Origin of the sequence: Pseudomonas mangiferae, from assembly GCF_007109405.1 — a bacterium.
Lineage (GTDB): Bacteria > Pseudomonadota > Gammaproteobacteria > Pseudomonadales > Pseudomonadaceae > Pseudomonas_T > Pseudomonas_T mangiferae.
Map to the genome: position 1 here is coordinate 305648 of NZ_VJOY01000002.1, position 17799 is coordinate 323446.

Consider the following 17799-nt stretch of genomic DNA (forward strand, 5'->3'; position numbering starts at 1 on the left):
CGCGGGCTCAGCGGGCGACCTTGCGGTTCCAGTCGTCGGTGACCGCCGCGCGTCGAGCGTTGATGGTGTTCCAGTCGAGCATGCGCAGGTCGGCGAGGGAGCCGCGCTCGCCCCACGGCAGCTTGGTGGCCACCGCCGGCGGCACCTGCACGTTCTTCACCGCCGGGCCCAGGTAGAGCTTCTCGGCCAGGCAGGCGGACGCCTCGCGGGTCAGCGCGGTGTCGATGAAGCGCTGCGCGGCCGCCTTGTGCGGTGCGCCCTTGATCAGGTGCAGGCGGGCGTCGGTGGCCCAGGCGCCCTCCTTGGGTACCACGAAGCCGATGGGCAGGCCCTTGTCCACCAGGTCCCAGGCGCCGACGTTGAAGTGCGCGCCGATGATCGCCTCGCCGCTCTGGAAGGCGTTGCTGGCGGCGCCCGAACTGTCGTAGTACGACGAGGTGTCCAGCTCCGCCAGCTGCTCCAGCAGCGGCGACAGGTCCGCCGTGTCGAGGCCGCGGGCCTGGGCGAGGAAGAACAGGAACGGCACGCCCGCCGAGTTGGCCGGCGAGGGCAGGGTCACCGCGCCGGCATAGGCGGGCTTCCACAGGTCGTTCCAGCTGGTGGGCGGTTGGCTGATCTCATGGGTGTTGTAGGTCAGGCCCAGGGAGTAGTAGCCGCTGCTCACCGCGAAGACCGAGTCCCCGCTGCGGTACAAGCCCTGGGGCACCACATCGGCCAGGTGCGGGATGGCCGTCGCGTCCAGGCTGTCGAGCACGCCGGCCTGCTGGGCCAGTTCGCTGATGCCGCCATCCATCCAGGCCACGTCGATGCCCGGCTTGGCCTTCTGCTGCTGCAGCTTGGCCAGGGTGGTGGTGGAGGTGCCGATCTCCGGGACCACCTTGATGCCGGTGGCCTGGGTGAAGGGTTGCGCCACGCAGCCGATGAAGGCATCGCCCCAGTTGCCGCCGTAGAGGGCGACCGTGAGGGTCTTGTCGTCGGCCATCGTCGGCTGTGCGCAGACGCCGCCGATGGCCGTCGCCAGGAAAGCCGTTTTGAACGGGAGTGTCGTTCTGATTTTCATGTGATGCCCTCGCGCCGGATCAATGTCACCGGCATCGATCTTGCACCAAGCCAGGGGAGGGGGCTTGCACCACGAGGTCACGAACTTGAACGATCGAGTCATGCCGTTTTCGCCCCGGGCGAATGGAACGGCGCCGGGCGCCGCCGTCGACACGGACACGCGTCCGGCCACCGCCGCGCTGGAGCGACCGCCACGCCTGACCCTGGGCCTGGTGCTGCTGGACCGCTTCACCCTGGCGGCGTTCTCCGGCTTCGTCGATGCGCTGCGGCTGGCGGCGGATATCGGCGGCGGCAGTCGCCAGTTGGAGATCACCTGGCGGGTGATGAGCGCGGACGGCTTGCCGCGCACGTCCAGCGCCGGCCTCTCCCTGGGTGTCACCGAAGCACTCACCGAGGACCTCGATGCGTTCGACTACGTGGCCGTCTGCGGCGGCAACGACTACCTCAGCCCGCTGCCGGACGTTTTGCGCACCTGGCTGCGCCGGGTGGCGGCGAGCCGTACGCGGCTACTGGGCATCTGCACCGGCACCTTCGCCCTGGCCGAGGCCGGGGTGGTGGGCGCGCGCACCGTGTGCGTGCACTGGAACGTGCTGGACGCCTTCCATGGGCGGTTCCCCAAGACCCGGGCGGCGGTGGACCACCTGTTCATCGACGAGGGCGACCTGATCACCTGCGCCGGCTCCACCGCGGCCATCGACCTCGCCCTGTACCTGGTGGCCCGCCATTGCGGGCGCGACCGGGCGCAACGGGCGGTGCGCCACATGATGCTGCAGGGCATGCGCCCGGGTGAGTTGCCCCAGGCGCATTTCTACGCCGACCTGGGCGCCATCAAGGACGACCGGGTGCGCCAGGCCGCCCACTACATCGAGCAGCGCATCGACAGCCTGCCGTCCCTGGATGCGGTGGCCCGCTACGTGGGGCTGGGCCGGCGGCAGCTGGCGCGGGCGTTCCAGCAGGCGCTGGGGGTGTCGCCGATGGAGTTCACCCGCACGCTGCGCCTGGAGTACGGCAGCTGGCTCCTGCTCAACGGCACCGGCAGCATCACCCAGGTGGCGCTGGACTGCGGTTTCGCCGACGGCGCGCATTTCTCCCGGGAGTTCCGGGCCCGCTACGGGTTGTCGCCGCGGGAGTACCAGCGCAAGGGCAGCCCCGCGGACGCCGGAAACGACAGCGGCGAGGCGCCGCCGTCCGCTCGCCCTGCGGCCTGCGAGGCGGTGCCGCGCTGGGGCTGAGGGGCGTCAGTCAGCGGTTTTTGTTGCGGCCTGCCAGAGCACCTCGGGCACGCCCTGGCGACGGGCGATCAGCCGCCCCGCGACGAACAGCAGGTCCGACAGCCGGTTGAGGTAGGCCAGCAGCACCGGGCGCAGCGGTTCCTCACCGTCCAGGGCCAGGCAGCGCCGCTCCGCCCCGCGGGCCTGGCTGCGGCAGACGTGGGCCTGGGCCACCAGGCGCGAGCCGCCGGGGAGGATGAAGTTCTCCAGCGGGCCCAGTTCGTCGTTCCAGCGGTCGATGGCCTGCTCCAGGCGGGTCACCTCGTCCTCCTGCAACGCCTGGTAGACCGGCATCGCCAGCTCGCCGCCCAGGTCGAACAGGCGGTGCTGGCAGGGGCCGAGCACCTCCACCAGTTCACTGAGCCCCGGCCCGCGCGTCGCCTGCTCGGCCAGGTCCGCCAGGAGCAGGCCCAGTTGGCTGTTCAGGCCGTCCACCTCGCCGATGGCCTCGACACGCGGGTGGTCCTTGGGAACCCGGCGGCCATCCCCCAGGCCGGTCTCGCCCCGGTCGCCGGTGCGGGTGTAGATCTTCGAAAGTCGGTTGCCCATCTCAGCGCCCCGTGTCGTCGCCGGTGCCCAGCGGCAGGCGCAGGGTGAAACAGGTGCCGTGGCCCGGTTTCGACTGCACTTCCATCTGGCCCTTGTGGTTGTTGGTGATGATGAAGTAGGAGACCGACAGGCCCAGGCCGGTGCCCTGGCCGACTTCCTTGGTGGTGAAGAACGGTTCGAAGATGCGTTTGCGCACCGCCTCGGGCATGCCGCCGCCGTTGTCCTCCACCTGGATTTCCGCCCAAGGCGGGGTGAGCCGGGTGCGCAGCTCGATGCGCCCCTCCACGTCGTCCTCGCGCTGGTGGATGGCCTGGGCGGCGTTCTTCAGGAGGTTCAGCAACACCTGCTCCAGCTCGTTGGCGGTGGCCGGCACCGGGCCCAGCTGCGGGTCGAAGTCCCGGGCGATGACGATGCTCTTGAAGTCAAAGCCTTCCGCCAGGTCGAAGTCGTTGCCGGCGATCTCCACCGCCTGGTCGATCAGCACCGGCAACTGGCAGGGGGCGAGCTGGCGGTTGCTCAGGCGGCTGAAGGACAGCATGTGGCTGACGATCTTCGCCGCCCGCGCCCCGGCCTGCTGGATGCCGTCCAGCAGCCGCGGCACCTCGCGGCCGTGCAGGTAGCGGTTCACCGCCTCCAGGTCCAGCCCGGCGTCTTGCGCCACCTCCAGGTTCCTCGGCAGCTCCGGCGACAGGCGTCGGCGGATGTTCTGCACGTTGTGCAGGATCGCCCCGAGGGGGTTGTTGATCTCGTGGGCCATGCCGGCCGCCAGGCCCCCCACCGAAAGCATCTTCTCCGACTGCACCATCAGCTCTTCCATGGTCAGGCGCTGGGTGATGTCGTCGATGCGGATCACCACCCCGCGGCCGCCGCCGCCCACCAGCGGATAGAAGGTGAGGGCGTAGTGGCGGTTCTCCTCGCCCTTGGGCCAGGTGACCCGCTCGATCTTCTCCACCGCGTGCTGGTCGGCGGTGCGTTTGATCTGGGCGAAGTAGGGCTTGAGCAGCGGGAAGGCGAGGAACACCGGCTGGTTCAGGGCATCGTCCAGGGACGTGCCGGAGAGCGCGCTGGCCTCCTGGTTCCACTGGGTGACGAAGAGTTGCTCGTCGAGGGCGATCAGCGCCGACGGCATCGAGTCGATGATGCAGTTGAGGTAGTTCTGGAAACCGGTGAGTTTCTTCTCGATCTTGCTGCGCACCTGCACTTCCAGCTCCAGCTTGCGATTGGAGTGGCGGGTTTCCTCGGCCAGGCTCTGGGCCTGGCTGGACGCTTCCTGGGCCTCGTCCCGGGCGCGCTTGAGCTGCTGCTCGCGGGCCTCGATACGACTGAGCATGGTGTTGAAGGCGTCCGCCAGGCTGCCGATTTCGTCCTGGTTGCCGCGGGAGGCGCGCAGGGCGTAGTTCTCCTCCCGGGTGACCTGGCGCGACAGCTCCTCCAGGTTGCGGATCGGCCGGGTCACCAGGCGCCGGATCTGCCGTGCCACCAGCATCCACAGCAGCACGCTGAAGGCGAGGATCACCAGGCTGGCGGTGAGGGTGCCGGTGTAGAACACCCCCGGCAGCTCGCTGGAGGCCACCAGCAGCAGGTGGCCCGGGGCCTTGTCCGGCTGCGGCAGTTCGATCAGCTGGTTGGCGCGGAATTCGCTGTGGCGCCAGTCGTCCAGCTGCTCCAGGCGCTCCGGCAGCTCCAGGCTGCGGCCGCGGTGCAGCTGCGCCAGGGACTGGCCGTTGCTGTCGTAGAGCGCGGCGGCCCGCAGCGGGGCGTAGAGGTCCAGGCGCTTGAGCACTTCCTCGGCGGCGGCCGGCGAGGCCAGCGCCTCGCGGCTCAGGGACGGGCTGGCGATCAGCCGGCCGAGGGTCTGCAGGGCCTGGGGCGCCATGGTCTCCTGGGAGATCCAGTAGGCGGCGCAGATGAACGCCAGGTTGGCCACCAGCAGCACCGTGGTGAGCAGGGCCAGCACCGCCACCAGCAGCTTCTGGCCGACCGGCAGGTTGTCGAGGCTATGACGCACGCGGATCAAGGTTCACAGCCTCTTCGGGGGTAAGCCCGGAAGGGTAGCGCGGGGTCAGTCCAGCGGCAATCCGCGGGCCGCCAGGCGGGCCCGCAGGCGCGCTTCGAGGGCATCCAGGCGCGGCACGGGCACTTCCAGGCGGCGTGCCTGGGCGCAGGCATGGCCCAGCAGGTAGGCGATCTCGGTGCGTCGGCCGTGGGCCACGTCCTGGTGCATCGAGGAGTAGTTGCCGGCGGTGGCGCGGATCACCGCCTGCACCTCGTCGAACAGGCCCTCGGCGGCGGCCGGCTGCCCGCTGGCCTCCAGCAGGTGGCCCAGCTCGACGCAAAGGCCGGCGATCTCCTCGGGATGGTCCGCCAGTTCGCCGTTGCGGCAATCGTGGAGCACGCTGGCCGGGTTGATGGCGCAGTTCAGCGCCAGCTTGCGCCACAGCCGCGAGAGGATCGCCGGGGTCCAGGCGTAGGGGATGCCGGCCCGCTGCAGCTGTTCCAGCCAGCCCGGAGGCGTCGGGTCGTCGGGGTCGCCCAGCCAGGTGAAGCCGCGGCCGGCGAATACCACCCGGAAATCCCCCTCGCGGAAGGCGCCCTCGGTGCTGGAGACCAGCACCCGGCGTGATCCCGGCAGGCGCCGGGCCACCGCGTCCTGGCTGCCCAGGCCGTTCTGCAGCACCAGCACGTCGCTGCCCGCCGCCAGGCGCGGCGCCAGGGCGACGGCGGCCGCCTCGGCGTCGTAGGCCTTGCAGGCCAGCAGCAGGCGCTGGATCGGCGCAGGCTCCGCGACGGTCTCGGCGGCGATCGGCAGCTGCGTGGCGACGCCGTCTTCCACCAGGGTCAGGCCGCCGGCCGCCCGGTAGGCGGCGAGTCGTCCGGCGTCCCGCAGGACCAGCCGCACCGGCAGCCCGGCGCGAGCCAGGCGCGCCGCCCAGAGCCCGCCGAGGCTGCCGGCGCCGAGGATGTGCCAGGGCGCGTCGTCGCTCATGGCAACGGCAGGCGGACCGCGGCGACCCGGCCGCTGGCGTAGGAGTCGGGCAGCAGGCGGTGGGCGTGCTCGATCAACTGCTCGGCTTCCGCCGGCAGGGCCCGCGCGTCCAGCCCCACCAGGCTGATGCCGGCCTTCAGGGTGATGAAGCCTTCGCTGGTCTTGAAGGCCTTCAGGTTGAGCCCTTCATGGAGGCGCTTGAAGCTGCTGGGGGAGCACTCGTGCAGGTCTTCCAGCAGGGTGATCAGGCCGAAGTGCTCGCCGTCCAACCGAGTCAGCACGTCCAGCGGCCGCACCAGCTGTTGCAGGCGCCGGGCGACGCCGTGCAGCAGCTCGTTGTAGAAAGCCTCGCCGTACTGCTGGCGCAGGGCCATGGCATCCGGCAGGCCGATCAGCAGGTAGCACACCGCGCCGCCCCGGGACTCCACCTGGCGCAGGCTGTCGGTGAGCTTCTGCCGCAGGTAGCGCGGGTTGCCCAGGCCGGTCAGCGGGTCCACCAGGTTGCGCTGCTCGAGGCTGGCGATGTTCTGCATCAGCAGGCGCTTTTCCTGCAGCAGGCGCTGCAGGGTGTTGCACAGGCGGTCGGCGGCGAACACCCGTGGCATCAGTTGTTCGCTCATGGCTGCCTTGCTGATGAAGTCGTCGACGCCATTGTCGAAGGCCTCGCTCAGCACGTTTTCGCCTTCCTTGCCGGTGAGCAGGATGACGTAGGTGTAGTGGTCGGCCGTCTCATCCAGCTGGCGGACCCGTCCGGTGAGTTCCAGCCCGTCGATCTCGGGCATCAGCCAGTCTGCCAGGAGGACGCTGGCCGGGCGTTGCTCGATCAGCTTCAGGGCCTCCATGGCGCTGCTGGCGAAGCGGACATCCTGGTAACCGGCCTGGCTGAGGGCACGGCCGATCATGGCGCTGGAGAACTTGGCGTCGTCCACCACCAGGATGCTGAGTTGGGGGTTGGGCATTTAACGGGCTCGGTAGGAGGAGGGAGCGGCACGCGGCCGGGCAGCGTGGGGAACTGCGGTTATATAATGACTGCGCATTTTAATCGTCAAGCCAGGCGCAGCCCATCGGTGATGCCGCTGCAGCCGTCTATCTGGAGAGAGCCATGCCCTCGTTCGACGTGGTGTCCGAACTGGACAAGCACGAAGTCACCAACGCCATCGACAACGCCATGAAGGAGCTGGAGCGCCGCTACGACCTGCGGGGCAAGGGCACCTTCGAATTCAAGGAAAAGACCGTCACCCTGACCGCCGACGCGGACTTCCAGCTGGAGCAGATGGTGGAGATCCTCCGCCTCAGCCTGGTCAAGCGCAAGATCGACCCGCGCTGCCTGGAGCTCAAGGACTCCTACGCGTCCGGCAAGGTGGTGAAGCAGGAGGCGCTGCTGCGCGAAGGGATCGACAAGGAACTGGCGAAGAAGATCGTTGCCCTGATCAAGGACGCCAAGCTCAAGGTCCAGGCCGCCATCCAGGGCGAGCAGGTACGGGTGACCGGCAAGAAGCGCGACGACCTCCAGGAGGCCATCGCCCTGCTGCGCGGCCAGGAACTGGAGATGCCGCTGCAGTACATCAACTTCCGCGATTGATCCCGCCGGGACGCCCGGCGGCGGAACTGACCGCCGCGCCGGGCGTCGCACTTCCTAGTGTTCAGAACGGGAGGTGCCAATGGATATCAACGGGGAAATCGACAAGCTGGTGCGGGTGTCCGAAGCCTGGCTGCCGTTGCTCATGCAATACAGCGGCCGGCTGCTGCTGGCGATCTTCACCCTGCTCATCGGCTGGTGGGTGATCAACAAGCTCACCGAGAAGCTCACCCGACTGCTCGCTTTCCGCCACGCCGATCCGACCCTGGAAAGCTTCATCGCCAGCCTGGCGAACATCGTCTTCAAGGTCCTGCTGTTCGTCAGCGTGGCGTCGATGATCGGCATCGAGACCACCTCCTTCATCGCCGCCATCGGTGCCGCCGGCCTGGCCATCGGCCTGGCGCTGCAGGGCAGCCTGGCGAACTTCGCCGGCGGCGTGCTGATCCTGCTGTTCCGGCCGTTCCGCATCGGCGACTGGATCGAGGCCCAGGGCGTCAGCGGCACTGTGGACAGCATCCAGATCTTCCACACCCTGCTGCGCACCGGCGACAACAAGACCGTGGTGGTGCCCAACGGCAGCCTGTCCAACGGCATCATCACCAACACCTCGCGGCAGACCACGCGGCAGATCGTCTTCGATATCAAGGTGCCCTACGACACCGACCTGGACCGCGCCCGTCAGGTGCTGATGGATATGGCGGACGACCCACGGGTGCTCAAATCGCCCGCGCCGGTGACGGTGGTGGCCGCCCTGGGAGAGAACTCCATCACCCTGTCGCTGCGCCTGTGGACGTCCAATGGCGACTTCTGGCCGGTGACCTTCCGCTTCAACGAGGAAATCCGCGACCGCCTGCGCGCGGTGGGCGTGGACATCGCCCTGCCGAACCGCATCGTGCGGGTGATGGAAGACCCCAATCACGAGACCCGCGAGGCTACGGCCGCGGAGCGGCTGACTCGGGACGTGCCGCCCGAGCGCGCGTAGCGACGGCCCTCAGCGGGCCTCGCGTTCGCCTGTCGCCGGGGCGGGCGCCACCTCGGCCTGGACGTCGGGCGCGTCAGCCGGCAACGGAAGCCGGCGCTCGCGGCCCCACTGCAGGGCGATCAGCACCAGGGTGGGCAGGCCCAGCAGCGCAGTGAAGGCGAAGAACTGCCCGTAGCCCAGCTTCTCCACGATGGCCCCGGAATAGCCGCCGATCAGCCGCGGCAGCAGCAGCATGATGGAGCTGAGCAGGGCGTACTGGGTGGCGGAGAACTTCAGGTTGGTGAGGCTGGAGAGGTAGGCGACGAACGCCGCCGTGGCCAGGCCGGCGCTGAAGTTGTCGCAGGAAATGGTCAGGATCAGCATGTTCACCTGAGGGCCCATGTCGGCCAGCACCGCGTACATCAGGTTGGTGGCCGCCGACGCGGCGCCGCCGATGAACAGGATCGGCAGGATGCCGAAGCGCACGATCAGCACCCCGCCGATGCCGGCGCCGGCCAGGGTCATGATCAGGCCGAAGACCTTGCTGACGCTGGCGATCTGGTCCTTGCTGAAACCCAGGTCGATGTAGAAGACATTGGCCATCACCCCCATCACCGTGTCCGACATGCGGTAGGTGGCGATCAGCCCGAGCATCAGGACCGCGTGCCAGCGGTGGCGCAGCATGAAGTCGTTGATCGGGGTCAGCACCGGCGCCAGGCTGCGGCGGCCCAGGCTCGACAGGCAGAAGCCTGTGAGGATCGCGTAGAGCAGGGCGCGGAGGAAGGCGCGGTCCTCGGTGATGAGGATCGAGGGGTTGTTGCCCTCGAACAGCGCGGCGTGGAAGTCGGTGTTGTAGAGCTGGGTGAACAACGCCGGCACCGAGACCAGCAGGACGATCAGCACGAACACCGACATCAGCTGGCGCCAGAGGCCGAAGCGCGCGGCCGCGCGCTGGGTGCGCAACGGCACCGGCGGCTCGCGCATCAGCAGGCAGGTGATCAGCGCCGGCACCATCATCAGGGCGAAGATCAGGTAGGTGCTGGCCCAGGCCCCGTGCTTGTAGAGGTGGCCGGTGGAGCCGAACCACTCGGCGAAGTACAGCGCGCCGGCGGTGGCCAGCAGCGCGGCGACCCGGTAGCCGGCCATGTAGCTGGCGGCCAGGGCCGCCTGGCGGCTGTCATCGACGATCTCCAGGCGGTAGGCGTCCACCGCGATGTCCTGAGTGGCCGAGGCGAAGGCCACCACCACGGCGATGGCGATCAACCAGGACAGGTGCTGCTGCGGGTCGCACAGGGCCATGCCGATCAGGCCCAGCGCTACCAGGATCTGCGACAGCGCCAGCCAGGAGCGGCGCCGCCCCAGCGTCCCCAGCAGCGGCAGGCGCCACTGGTCCAGCAGCGGCGACCACACCCATTTGAAGGCGTAGGCCAGGCCGATCAGGCTGGCGTACCCGATCGCCTGGTGGGACACCCCCGCCTCCCGCAGCCACACCGACAACGTGGAAAACACCAGCATGTAGGGCAGGCCGGCGGCGAACCCCAGCAGCAGCATGACCAGCGTGGCGGGGCTGGCGTAGGCGGCCAGGGCGGCGCGCCAGGTACGATGAGGCATGGGGCGTGGGATTCCGGGTGACACGGGGTTCTGAAGAAGCGCGCACTCTAACCGCTGGGTGGCATGGGATGCCAGCCATGGCGACGCATGTCCACCCGATCGTTTCGCAGGCTTACCCCTTCGGCGCGCAGGCGCGCTCTTTGTTCCGCACCCGACGCGGTACCCGCCGCCAGGCTGAGGCGGCCGCCGGCGGCGACCACCCGATGCCAGGGCAGGCGGGTGCCCTCCGGCAACTGACTCAGAGTCCTGCCGACCCAGCGCGCGGCGCGCCCCAGGCCGGCCAACTGGGCCAGCTGGCCATAGCTCACCACCCGGCCCTCGGGCACCTGGGCGAGGGTGAGGAAGAGTGCCTCGCGACGGGCCGCCGCGCTGTCCGGCGGGGCAGGGGTCCAGGCGCTGGAGTCGGGGGTAAGCGAATCGTCCATGGCGTCCGAAAGTGCAGTGGAACGAGGGGCGGGCGACCGGCTGCGGCGAAAGCGCGCAGGCGGTGGATCGCGACGGGAACAGGGGAAAAGCATGCCGCTACCGTGGAACTTGCCGCGTTCTCCGACGGTCAGTCGTTGCTCTGTCGCCGGGCTTGCGGATAATGCCCGGTTTTTCGAACCTGGGGCGTATAACGCTTATGTTGTCCAGAACATTCCTGTGTCTTTCCATCGCTTCGATGTCCACACCGTTGCTCGCCGACACCGTCTGGATGAAGAACGGCGACCGTCTCACCGGCACCATCAAGGTCTTCGACGGCGGCAAGCTGTTGCTGCAGACCGAGTACGGCGGCTCGATCCAGCTGGACTGGAAGAAGATCGCCACGCTGGAGACTTCCAACGACCTGCTGGTGCGCCAGGAAGGCGAGCGCAACCTGAACGGCGTGCTGGTCAAGTCCCTCAAGCCCGCTGACGCCGGCAAGGTGGTGATCGCCGACGGCGGCACGCCCAAGACCGTCGAGCTGGCCAGCATCGAGCAGATCCTCAAGCCCAAGCCGCTGGTCCAGGACCTGACCTGGAAGGGCAACATCGACGTGTCCCTCGACTACAAGCGCGCCGAGAAGGACACCGACGACTACGACATCGACTTCAAGACCTCCGCGCGCCACGGCCTATGGCGGCACAATGCCAAGGGCGACTACAACCGCGAGTTCCAGGATGACGTGAAGACCACGGACAACTGGAGCGCCGAGTACGCCCTGGACCGTTTCCTCGACGAGCACTGGTTCTGGCAGGGTCGCGGCGAGTACAAGAGCGACAAGATCGAAGAGCTGCGTCGCCAGCGTACTCTGGGTACCGGTCCTGGCTACCAGTTCTGGGACAACGAGCTGGGCGCTTTCTCGATGGCCACGCTGCTCAACCGCACCGACCACGAATACGACACCGGCGAGAAGGAGAACTTCTACGCGCTGGGCGTGAAGTGGGACTACAACCGCTACCTGATCGGCAAGGCCTTCGAGCTGTTCACCAACGGTGAGGTCGGCAAGCCCCTGGGCAACGTCGCCGACTACACCCTGGATGCCGAGATCGGCCTGCGCTACAAGGTCACCGACTGGGCCTCCCTGAACATGAAGGCCGAGAAGGACGTGGTGGCCGGCTCCCAGGGCGACCTGGACGAGACCCGCTACACCGTCGGCTTCGGCGTGGGCTGGTAAGCCCGCCGGGAGCGGTTCGCCGCTCCCCTGGCCACCCGGTTCCGGGTGGCTTCTTCCTCGCATCCCATCGCCGCAGTACCCCGCCGCCCTTCGCGGTCGGCGGGAATTGCCACGTTCCCGCTACAGGCGCAGGCCGCCGTCCAGCTCCAGAATGCGGCCGGTGTAGTAGTCGTTCTCGAAGATGTAGGCGACCGAGTGGGCGATCTCCACCGGCTTGCCCATGCGCTTGAGGGGAATCCCCGCGGTCATCTTCTCCAGTGCCTCGGGCTTCATGCCGGCGGTCATCTCGGTCTCGATGAAGCCGGGCGCCACGCCCGCCACGCGGATGCCGTAGCGCGCCAGCTCCTTGGCCCACACCACCGTATCGGCGGCGACCCCGGCCTTGGCCGCGGAGTAGTTGGCCTGGCCCATGTTGCCGGCCCGGGAAATGGAGGAAATATTGACGATGGCGCCTTCCTGCTTCAGCTCGATCATCTTCGCCGCTACCTCGCGGGTGCAGAGGAACACCCCGGTCAGGTTGACGTCGATCACCGCCTGCCACTGGGCCAGGCTCAGGGTGCTCAGCTGGCCGTCCTTGACCTTCACCGTGAGGCCGTCGCGAAGGATGCCGGCGTTGTTCACCAGGCCGTTCAGCGCCCCGAAGTCGCCGGCCACCTGGGCCACCATGTGGGTCACCTGGGCTTCGTCGGCGACGTTGCAGGTGTAGGCGCGGGCATCACCGCCGGCCGCCTTGCAGGCCGCCACCGCCTCGTCGAGCTTCTCCTGGTTGAGGTCCACCAGCGCCAGGCGGGCGCCCTTGCCGGCCAGGTATTCGCCCATGGCCCGGCCGAGCCCCTGGCCGCCACCGGTGACGATGATCACTTTGTCCTTGAGTTGCATGGCTATCCCCTTCGAATGGAGTCCGGGTGGTCCCCGCCGGCGTACGCAAACCGTTATGCTGGTCGCCTGTCCGTTGCGTCCGGATCTTTGCGAGGAGTCTGAAGGTGAGCGAAAAAGCGGCCCAGCATGCCCGAGAAATGTTGCTCAAGGAATACCAAGGGGTGCTCTCCACCCACTCCAAGGCCATGCCGGGTTTCCCCTTCGGTTCGGTGGTGCCGTACTGCCTGGATGGCGAGGGCCGGCCGCTGATCCTCATCAGCCGCATCGCCCAGCACACCCACAACCTGCAGAAGGACGCCAAGTGTTCGCTGCTGGTGGGCGAGCGCGGCGCCGACGACGTACAGGCCGCCGGCCGCCTGACGGTGCTGGCCGAGGCGCGTCCGCTGCAGGACGAGGCGCAGGTCGCCGAGGCCGCTGGCCAGTACTATCGCTATTTCCCCCAGGCCCGGGACTACCACCTCACCCACGACTTCGACTTCTGGGTCCTGGAGCCCGTGCGCAGCCGCTACATCGGCGGCTTCGGCGAGATCCACTGGATCAATGTGCTGACCCGTGTCAACCCGTTCTACGGCGAGGCCGGCCTGGGCATGGTGGCGCACATGAACGGCGACCATGGTTCCGCCATCGCCCACTACGTCGAACTGGCCGGTCTGCCGGCCGGGCAGCCGGCGGAAATGGTCGGGGTCGATGGCGAGGGCTTTCACCTGCGCATCGGCCGAGTCCTGCACTGGCTGCCGTTCCCCCAGCCCTGCGCCGACGCCGGCGCGGTTCGCCAGGCCCTGGTGAATCTCGCCCGGGCCACCCAATGGCCGACCCGCGACGCTGCGGACGAGGCCTGACGCACATCCTGTAACACTGCCGACCGACGGGCGCAGCCCGCGTCTCGCCTGGCTTCCAGCGTTGCCGCTTGGCGTCTGGCGGCCGGCGGACTTGAATTCATCGCCCGCCAGGGGCATCTAAGCCGGACCGGAAGCGGTTCTTCCGAGGATTTTTCATGCGTGTAGTGGCAGTCGTATTCCTGTTGTTCCCGCTGCTGGAGCTGGCGGTACTGATCAAGGTGGGCAGCGCCATCGGCGTCCTGGCCACCCTGGGCCTGCTGGTGTTCAGCGCGGTACTGGGCAGCTTCCTGCTGCGAATCGCCGGGGTCTCCACTGCCTGGCGCGCCCGCGAGCGGCTGATGCGTGGCGAGCGGCCGGAGCCGGCGATGCTGGAAGGGCTGATGATGGCCCTGGGGGGCGGCCTGCTGATCCTGCCCGGCCTCATCAGCGACGTGCTCGGCCTGCTCTGCATCATCCCTTTCGCCCGCAACCTGATGCTGCGGGCCGTGCTCGGCCGGCTGGAAGCACGGGTAATGGGCGGACGCACCTTCGAGGGTGAGCCCGGTCCCCAGCCCGACGTGCGCCCGCGGGTCATCGAAGGCGAGTACCAGCGGCACGATTGAGGAACGGGGTCACTGGGCGTTTCGGTTCTGTGGTTCTGTTCATCCGTTGCGGCCGGTGTTCGTCCGGCCGCGTTTCCCCTCTCTTTCGGCACACGCGACCGCTGCGTCGACAAAAAATTTTACCCGTCACCCTTGAAATGATTTCCGGCGCCCCTATGTAAGCGGTCACCGAAAGGTCGCTGTCGTTGCTCGACAGTCCGTCTTCTGCGGTCCGCCCAGCGGCCCGCACCCGGCACTGCCGGATTTGCTAACCCGCCGGTTCCCGAACCGGCCGCTGAAAACACTTAATTGGGAGAGATCGACAATGAAGCTTCGTCCTCTGCATGACCGCGTCGTGATCCGTCGCAGCGAAGAAGAAACCAAGACCGCGGGCGGGATCGTGCTGCCGGGTTCCGCTGCCGAGAAGCCGAATCGTGGCGAAGTCGTCGCGGTAGGCACCGGTCGCGTGCTGGACAACGGCGAAGTCCGTGCGCTGGCCGTGAAGGTCGGTGACAAAGTGGTGTTCGGCCCGTACTCCGGCAGCAACACCGTGAAGGTCGATGGCGAAGACCTGCTGGTGATGGGCGAGAGCGAAATCCTCGCTGTCATCGAAGCCTGATCCCGCGAATCTCCGTACCCCATTTCAGAATCGAGGAACAACCACAATGGCTGCTAAAGAAGTCAAATTCGGCGATTCCGCTCGCAAGAAAATGCTCGTCGGCGTAAACGTGCTGGCTGACGCGGTAAAAGCCACCCTCGGCCCGAAAGGCCGCAACGTCGTGCTGGACAAATCCTTCGGTGCCCCGACCATCACCAAGGATGGCGTGTCCGTCGCCAAGGAAATCGAGCTGAAAGACAAGTTCGAGAACATGGGCGCCCAGCTGGTCAAGGACGTCGCGTCCAAGGCCAACGACGCTGCCGGTGACGGCACGACCACCGCCACCGTCCTGGCCCAGGCCATCGTCAACGAAGGCCTGAAGGCCGTCGCTGCCGGCATGAACCCGATGGACCTCAAGCGCGGCATCGACAAGGCCACCATCGCCATCGTCGCCGAGCTGAAGAACCTGTCCAAGCCGTGCGCCGATTCCAAGGCCATCGCCCAGGTCGGCACCATCTCTGCCAACGCTGACGAGTCCATCGGCCAGATCATCGCCGAAGCGATGGAAAAGGTTGGTAAAGAAGGCGTCATCACCGTCGAGGAAGGCTCTGGCCTGGAGAACGAACTGTCCGTCGTCGAAGGCATGCAGTTCGACCGTGGCTACCTGTCCCCGTACTTCATCAACAAGCCGGACACCATGGTCGCCGAGCTGGACAGCCCGCTGATCCTGCTGGTGGACAAAAAGATCTCCAACATCCGCGAAATGCTGCCGGTGCTGGAAGCCGTCGCCAAGGCCGGTCGTCCGCTGCTGATCGTCGCCGAGGACGTCGAGGGCGAAGCCCTGGCCACCCTGGTGGTGAACAACATGCGCGGCATCGTCAAGGTCGCTGCCGTGAAGGCGCCGGGCTTCGGTGATCGTCGCAAGGCCATGCTGCAGGACATCGCCATCCTCACCGGCGGTACCGTGATTTCCGAGGAAGTCGGCCTGAGCCTGGAAAGCACCACCCTGGAGCACCTGGGTAACGCCAAGCGCGTCGTGCTGAACAAGGAAAACACCACCATCATCGACGGCGCTGGTCAGCAGTCCGACATCGAGTCGCGTGTTGCCCAGATCCGCAAGCAAGTCGAGGAAACCACCTCCGACTACGACCGTGAGAAGCTGCAAGAGCGCCTGGCCAAGCTGGCCGGTGGCGTTGCCGTGATCAAGGTCGGTGCAGGCACCGAAGTCGAGATGAAAGAGAAGAAAGCCCGCGTCGAAGACGCCCTGCACGCCACCCGTGCAGCCGTCGAAGAAGGCGTGGTGCCCGGCGGTGGCGTCGCCCTGGTGCGCGCCCTGCAGGCCATCGAGAACCTCAAGGGTGACAACGAAGACCAGAACGTCGGTATCGCGCTGCTGCGTCGCGCCGTCGAGTCCCCACTGCGCCAGATCGTCGCCAACGCCGGCGGCGAGCCGAGCGTGGTGGTCGACAAGGTCAAGCAGGGCTCGGGCAACTTCGGCTTCAACGCCGCGACCGACGTCTATGGCGACATGATCGAGATGGGTATCCTCGACCCGGCCAAGGTGACCCGTACTGCTCTGCAGGCGGCCACCTCGATCGGTAGCCTGATGATCACCACCGAAGCGATGATCGCCGACATTCCGGAAGACAAGGCCGCTCCGGCCATGCCGGACATGGGTGGTATGGGTGGCATGGGCGGCATGATGTAAGCCGCTTCACCCGTCAGCGTCATTGAAAAAGCCCCGCCCCGTGCGGGGCTTTTTCGTTTCCGCATCCGTGATGGGTGGGCGTTTGGCAGGGGAAATGCCTTCGCATCGGTTCCCCATGGAGTGCCTGGAAGGTCGGACCGATCGGCCTGCGGACGCTCGTTTCCTGCACCCTTCCGACCGGTCGCGGTCGCGCCAGGCGGTTGATCGTGCCATTGTCTGCCTCCTTTTCGTGCCGGGACATTCGGTATCCGAGCAAGTGGAGCGCTCCTGTTCGGGGTTCTCCCGCTGCAGGCTGCGAGGGATCGTCCGGAGACGTTCATCCATCCATCCGCCCGCCGTCCGCGAGCTGCGGCGAAAGCCCAGGGACTTTTCCCCGGGCGCGGGGTCCGATCCGGCGCTCCCTGCCGGAGCGATGGGTATGAGGCTTGCAGGGCGTGCGGCTTGCCTTGTGCGGGTGCGTCAAGCACGCACTTCGTCCGGCGCCCTGCGTGACCGCCGGGCGGGAAAGTGACAGAGGTGTGTAACCGCCTGCCACGCCGGGGGTGTACCCATAACGATAAGAGAGGAAAGTGCCATGGCAGTCGAAGGTGCGTGCAGGTCAGCGGAGGGGCGATCGTTCGAGCAGTGGTGGCAGCGGCACGGTGAATGGGTAGAAGCGCCCAACCATCGGCGCGGCGGCGAGAGTGGGGTCCAGCGCCTGCTGCATGCGGATGGCAGCCTGCTCTACGCCAAGCGCCAGGTGGGGCACATCTACCGTAGCCTGCGTCATCCCTGGGGCCGCCCGACGGTGCTGCGCGAGCGCGATGCCCTGCACGGCCTGAGCGCCCTGGGGGTACGCGTGCCACGACCGGTCTACTGCGGCAGCCGACGGCGCGCCGAGGGCGGCTGGCATGCGTTGCTGGTGAGCGAGGCCCTGGAGGGCTTCGTCGACCTGCCGAGCTGGTACGCGGACGGCGGCCGTGCGCGCTGCGGCGAAGCGGTGCACGCCGAGCTGCTGCGTCTCATCGGTGCGACCCTGGCGCGCATGCACAACGGTCGCTGGCAGCACGGCTGCCTGTACGAAAAGCACCTGTTCATCAAGGTGATTGGCGCCGGGGAGGGCGGTGCGACCACCGTCGAGGTGGCACTGCTGGACCTGGAGAAAAGCCGCCGACGCCTGAGCCGTACCCGGGCAGCCCTGCACGATCTGCGACAGCTGCGCCGCCATTCGTCGTGGAACGACACGGACTGGGACACAATGATCTACGGTTACCAGGCCGTGTTCGGCAGCACCATCAAAGGGTTGCAGACATGAAGTTAGAAATCACGCGAGGTTTGTTTCTGGTCGGGGCGTTGGCCACGGCGTCCCTGGCTGCCGCGACGTGGCAGGAGCCCGCGCCGCGGATCATCAGCCTGCAGGAGCAGGCCCAGGCCTGCCTGGCGCCGCCCATCAGCCGCGCCGTGGAGGCCCGCTCGGAGCCGGACCGGCACCTGCTGCTGCTGATGTTCGGCCTGTCCCAAGGCTACGGCGGCGACTGAGCGCTTCCGCGCCTGGGCGCTTGC

General features: G+C 67.7%; 18 protein-coding genes. 10 read left to right on the forward strand and 8 right to left on the reverse strand.

Going from position 1 to position 17799, the window contains the following annotated elements; all coding sequences use genetic code 11:
• Nucleotides 1-7: 7 nt before the first annotated feature.
• Entirely contained in the window at nt 8-1060 is a 1053-nt protein-coding gene (locus tag FM069_RS03705; protein WP_218570278.1) for an ABC transporter substrate-binding protein, read from the reverse strand.
• A gap of 100 nt (nt 1061-1160) precedes the next feature.
• Between FM069_RS03705 and FM069_RS03710 the strand changes: the two genes are divergently transcribed.
• Nucleotides 1161-2291, forward strand: coding sequence for a GlxA family transcriptional regulator (locus tag FM069_RS03710; protein WP_143486932.1), 1131 nt, complete (start codon nt 1161-1163; stop codon nt 2289-2291).
• A 6-nt stretch (nt 2292-2297) separates the two neighbouring features.
• On the opposite strand, the gene FM069_RS03715 is transcribed toward FM069_RS03710, so the two are convergent.
• The 4 genes from FM069_RS03715 to FM069_RS03730 are packed head-to-tail and all read right to left on the reverse strand — an operon-like array spanning nt 2298 to nt 6824.
• The gene (locus tag FM069_RS03715; RefSeq protein WP_143486933.1) at nt 2298-2879 is read right to left on the reverse strand and encodes a cob(I)yrinic acid a,c-diamide adenosyltransferase; all 582 of its coding nucleotides are present in this window, start codon (nt 2877-2879) and stop codon (nt 2298-2300) included.
• A 1-nt stretch (nt 2880) separates the two neighbouring features.
• Nucleotides 2881-4893, reverse strand: a complete 2013-nt coding sequence (locus FM069_RS03720; protein WP_143487069.1) for a sensor histidine kinase — start codon at nt 4891-4893, stop codon at nt 2881-2883.
• A 48-nt stretch (nt 4894-4941) separates the two neighbouring features.
• Complete coding sequence (locus FM069_RS03725; protein WP_143486934.1) at nt 4942-5865, reverse strand: putative 2-dehydropantoate 2-reductase; 924 nt, start codon at nt 5863-5865, stop codon at nt 4942-4944.
• Nucleotides 5862-6824 carry a response regulator gene (locus FM069_RS03730; protein WP_143486935.1) on the reverse strand — a complete coding sequence of 321 codons (963 nt, stop codon included), beginning with the start codon at nt 6822-6824 and terminating at the stop codon, nt 5862-5864. Before FM069_RS03730 ends, FM069_RS03725 begins: the two co-directional genes overlap by 4 nt.
• A gap of 143 nt (nt 6825-6967) precedes the next feature.
• Between FM069_RS03730 and FM069_RS03735 the strand changes: the two genes are divergently transcribed.
• Both FM069_RS03735 and FM069_RS03740 read left to right on the forward strand, forming a co-directional pair.
• A complete protein-coding gene (locus FM069_RS03735) occupies nt 6968-7447 on the forward strand; it encodes a YajQ family cyclic di-GMP-binding protein (RefSeq protein ID WP_143486936.1) in 480 nt (159 codons plus the stop codon).
• A 79-nt stretch (nt 7448-7526) separates the two neighbouring features.
• The gene (locus FM069_RS03740; protein ID WP_143486937.1) at nt 7527-8426 is read left to right on the forward strand and encodes a mechanosensitive ion channel family protein; all 900 of its coding nucleotides are present in this window, start codon (nt 7527-7529) and stop codon (nt 8424-8426) included.
• A 9-nt stretch (nt 8427-8435) separates the two neighbouring features.
• Here the strand turns inward: FM069_RS03740 and FM069_RS03745 are convergent, their stop codons facing one another.
• Both FM069_RS03745 and FM069_RS03750 read right to left on the reverse strand, forming a co-directional pair.
• Entirely contained in the window at nt 8436-10016 is a 1581-nt protein-coding gene (locus FM069_RS03745; protein WP_143486938.1) for an AmpG family muropeptide MFS transporter, read from the reverse strand.
• A 47-nt stretch (nt 10017-10063) separates the two neighbouring features.
• Nucleotides 10064-10441, reverse strand: coding sequence for an MGMT family protein (locus FM069_RS03750; RefSeq protein WP_143486939.1), 378 nt, complete (start codon nt 10439-10441; stop codon nt 10064-10066).
• A gap of 197 nt (nt 10442-10638) precedes the next feature.
• Between FM069_RS03750 and FM069_RS03755 the strand changes: the two genes are divergently transcribed.
• Entirely contained in the window at nt 10639-11652 is a 1014-nt protein-coding gene (locus tag FM069_RS03755) for a DUF481 domain-containing protein (RefSeq protein WP_143486940.1), read from the forward strand.
• Nucleotides 11653-11772: 120 nt separating this feature from the next.
• Here the strand turns inward: FM069_RS03755 and FM069_RS03760 are convergent, their stop codons facing one another.
• On the reverse strand, nt 11773-12531 hold the full coding sequence (locus FM069_RS03760; protein ID WP_143486941.1) for an SDR family oxidoreductase: 759 nt from the start codon (nt 12529-12531) through the stop codon (nt 11773-11775).
• Between the two features lie 104 nt (nt 12532-12635).
• Between FM069_RS03760 and FM069_RS03765 the strand changes: the two genes are divergently transcribed.
• The 6 genes from FM069_RS03765 (at nt 12636) to FM069_RS03790 (ending at nt 17775) form a co-directional block, all read left to right on the forward strand.
• Entirely contained in the window at nt 12636-13370 is a 735-nt protein-coding gene (locus FM069_RS03765) for a HugZ family pyridoxamine 5'-phosphate oxidase (protein WP_143486942.1), read from the forward strand.
• A 155-nt stretch (nt 13371-13525) separates the two neighbouring features.
• Nucleotides 13526-13972: an FxsA family protein gene (locus tag FM069_RS03770; RefSeq protein ID WP_143486943.1), complete on the forward strand. Its 447-nt coding sequence runs from the start codon at nt 13526-13528 to the stop codon at nt 13970-13972.
• A gap of 304 nt (nt 13973-14276) precedes the next feature.
• Nucleotides 14277-14570, forward strand: a complete 294-nt coding sequence (locus FM069_RS03775; protein WP_143486944.1) for a co-chaperone GroES — start codon at nt 14277-14279, stop codon at nt 14568-14570.
• Between the two features lie 46 nt (nt 14571-14616).
• Nucleotides 14617-16257 (forward strand): chaperonin GroEL, encoded by a 1641-nt coding sequence (gene groL, locus FM069_RS03780; protein WP_143486945.1) that lies wholly within the window; start codon nt 14617-14619, stop codon nt 16255-16257.
• Between the two features lie 574 nt (nt 16258-16831).
• Complete coding sequence (locus tag FM069_RS03785) at nt 16832-17551, forward strand: lipopolysaccharide kinase InaA family protein (protein ID WP_143486946.1); 720 nt, start codon at nt 16832-16834, stop codon at nt 17549-17551.
• Nucleotides 17548-17775 (forward strand): hypothetical protein, encoded by a 228-nt coding sequence (locus tag FM069_RS03790; RefSeq protein WP_143486947.1) that lies wholly within the window; start codon nt 17548-17550, stop codon nt 17773-17775. Before FM069_RS03785 ends, FM069_RS03790 begins: the two co-directional genes overlap by 4 nt.
• The last annotated feature ends 24 nt before the right edge of the window (nt 17776-17799 follow it).

Coding starts and splice junctions, on each gene's coding strand:
- FM069_RS03740 (WP_143486937.1), top strand. CDS start 7,527: ATGGATATCAACGGGGAAATCGACAAGCTGGTGCGGGTGTCCGAAGCC.
- FM069_RS03750 (WP_143486939.1), bottom strand. CDS start 10,441: ATGGACGATTCGCTTACCCCCGACTCCAGCGCCTGGACCCCTGCCCCG.
- FM069_RS03790 (WP_143486947.1), top strand. CDS start 17,548: ATGAAGTTAGAAATCACGCGAGGTTTGTTTCTGGTCGGGGCGTTGGCC.
- FM069_RS03735 (WP_143486936.1), top strand. CDS start 6,968: ATGCCCTCGTTCGACGTGGTGTCCGAACTGGACAAGCACGAAGTCACC.
- FM069_RS03785 (WP_143486946.1), top strand. CDS start 16,832: ATGGCAGTCGAAGGTGCGTGCAGGTCAGCGGAGGGGCGATCGTTCGAG.
- FM069_RS03730 (WP_143486935.1), bottom strand. CDS start 6,824: ATGCCCAACCCCCAACTCAGCATCCTGGTGGTGGACGACGCCAAGTTC.
- FM069_RS03715 (WP_143486933.1), bottom strand. CDS start 2,879: ATGGGCAACCGACTTTCGAAGATCTACACCCGCACCGGCGACCGGGGC.
- FM069_RS03760 (WP_143486941.1), bottom strand. CDS start 12,531: ATGCAACTCAAGGACAAAGTGATCATCGTCACCGGTGGCGGCCAGGGG.
- FM069_RS03725 (WP_143486934.1), bottom strand. CDS start 5,865: ATGAGCGACGACGCGCCCTGGCACATCCTCGGCGCCGGCAGCCTCGGC.
- FM069_RS03775 (WP_143486944.1), top strand. CDS start 14,277: ATGAAGCTTCGTCCTCTGCATGACCGCGTCGTGATCCGTCGCAGCGAA.
- FM069_RS03710 (WP_143486932.1), top strand. CDS start 1,161: ATGCCGTTTTCGCCCCGGGCGAATGGAACGGCGCCGGGCGCCGCCGTC.
- FM069_RS03705 (WP_218570278.1), bottom strand. CDS start 1,060: ATGAAAATCAGAACGACACTCCCGTTCAAAACGGCTTTCCTGGCGACG.
- FM069_RS03770 (WP_143486943.1), top strand. CDS start 13,526: ATGCGTGTAGTGGCAGTCGTATTCCTGTTGTTCCCGCTGCTGGAGCTG.
- groL (WP_143486945.1), top strand. CDS start 14,617: ATGGCTGCTAAAGAAGTCAAATTCGGCGATTCCGCTCGCAAGAAAATG.
- FM069_RS03755 (WP_143486940.1), top strand. CDS start 10,639: ATGTTGTCCAGAACATTCCTGTGTCTTTCCATCGCTTCGATGTCCACA.
- FM069_RS03745 (WP_143486938.1), bottom strand. CDS start 10,016: ATGCCTCATCGTACCTGGCGCGCCGCCCTGGCCGCCTACGCCAGCCCC.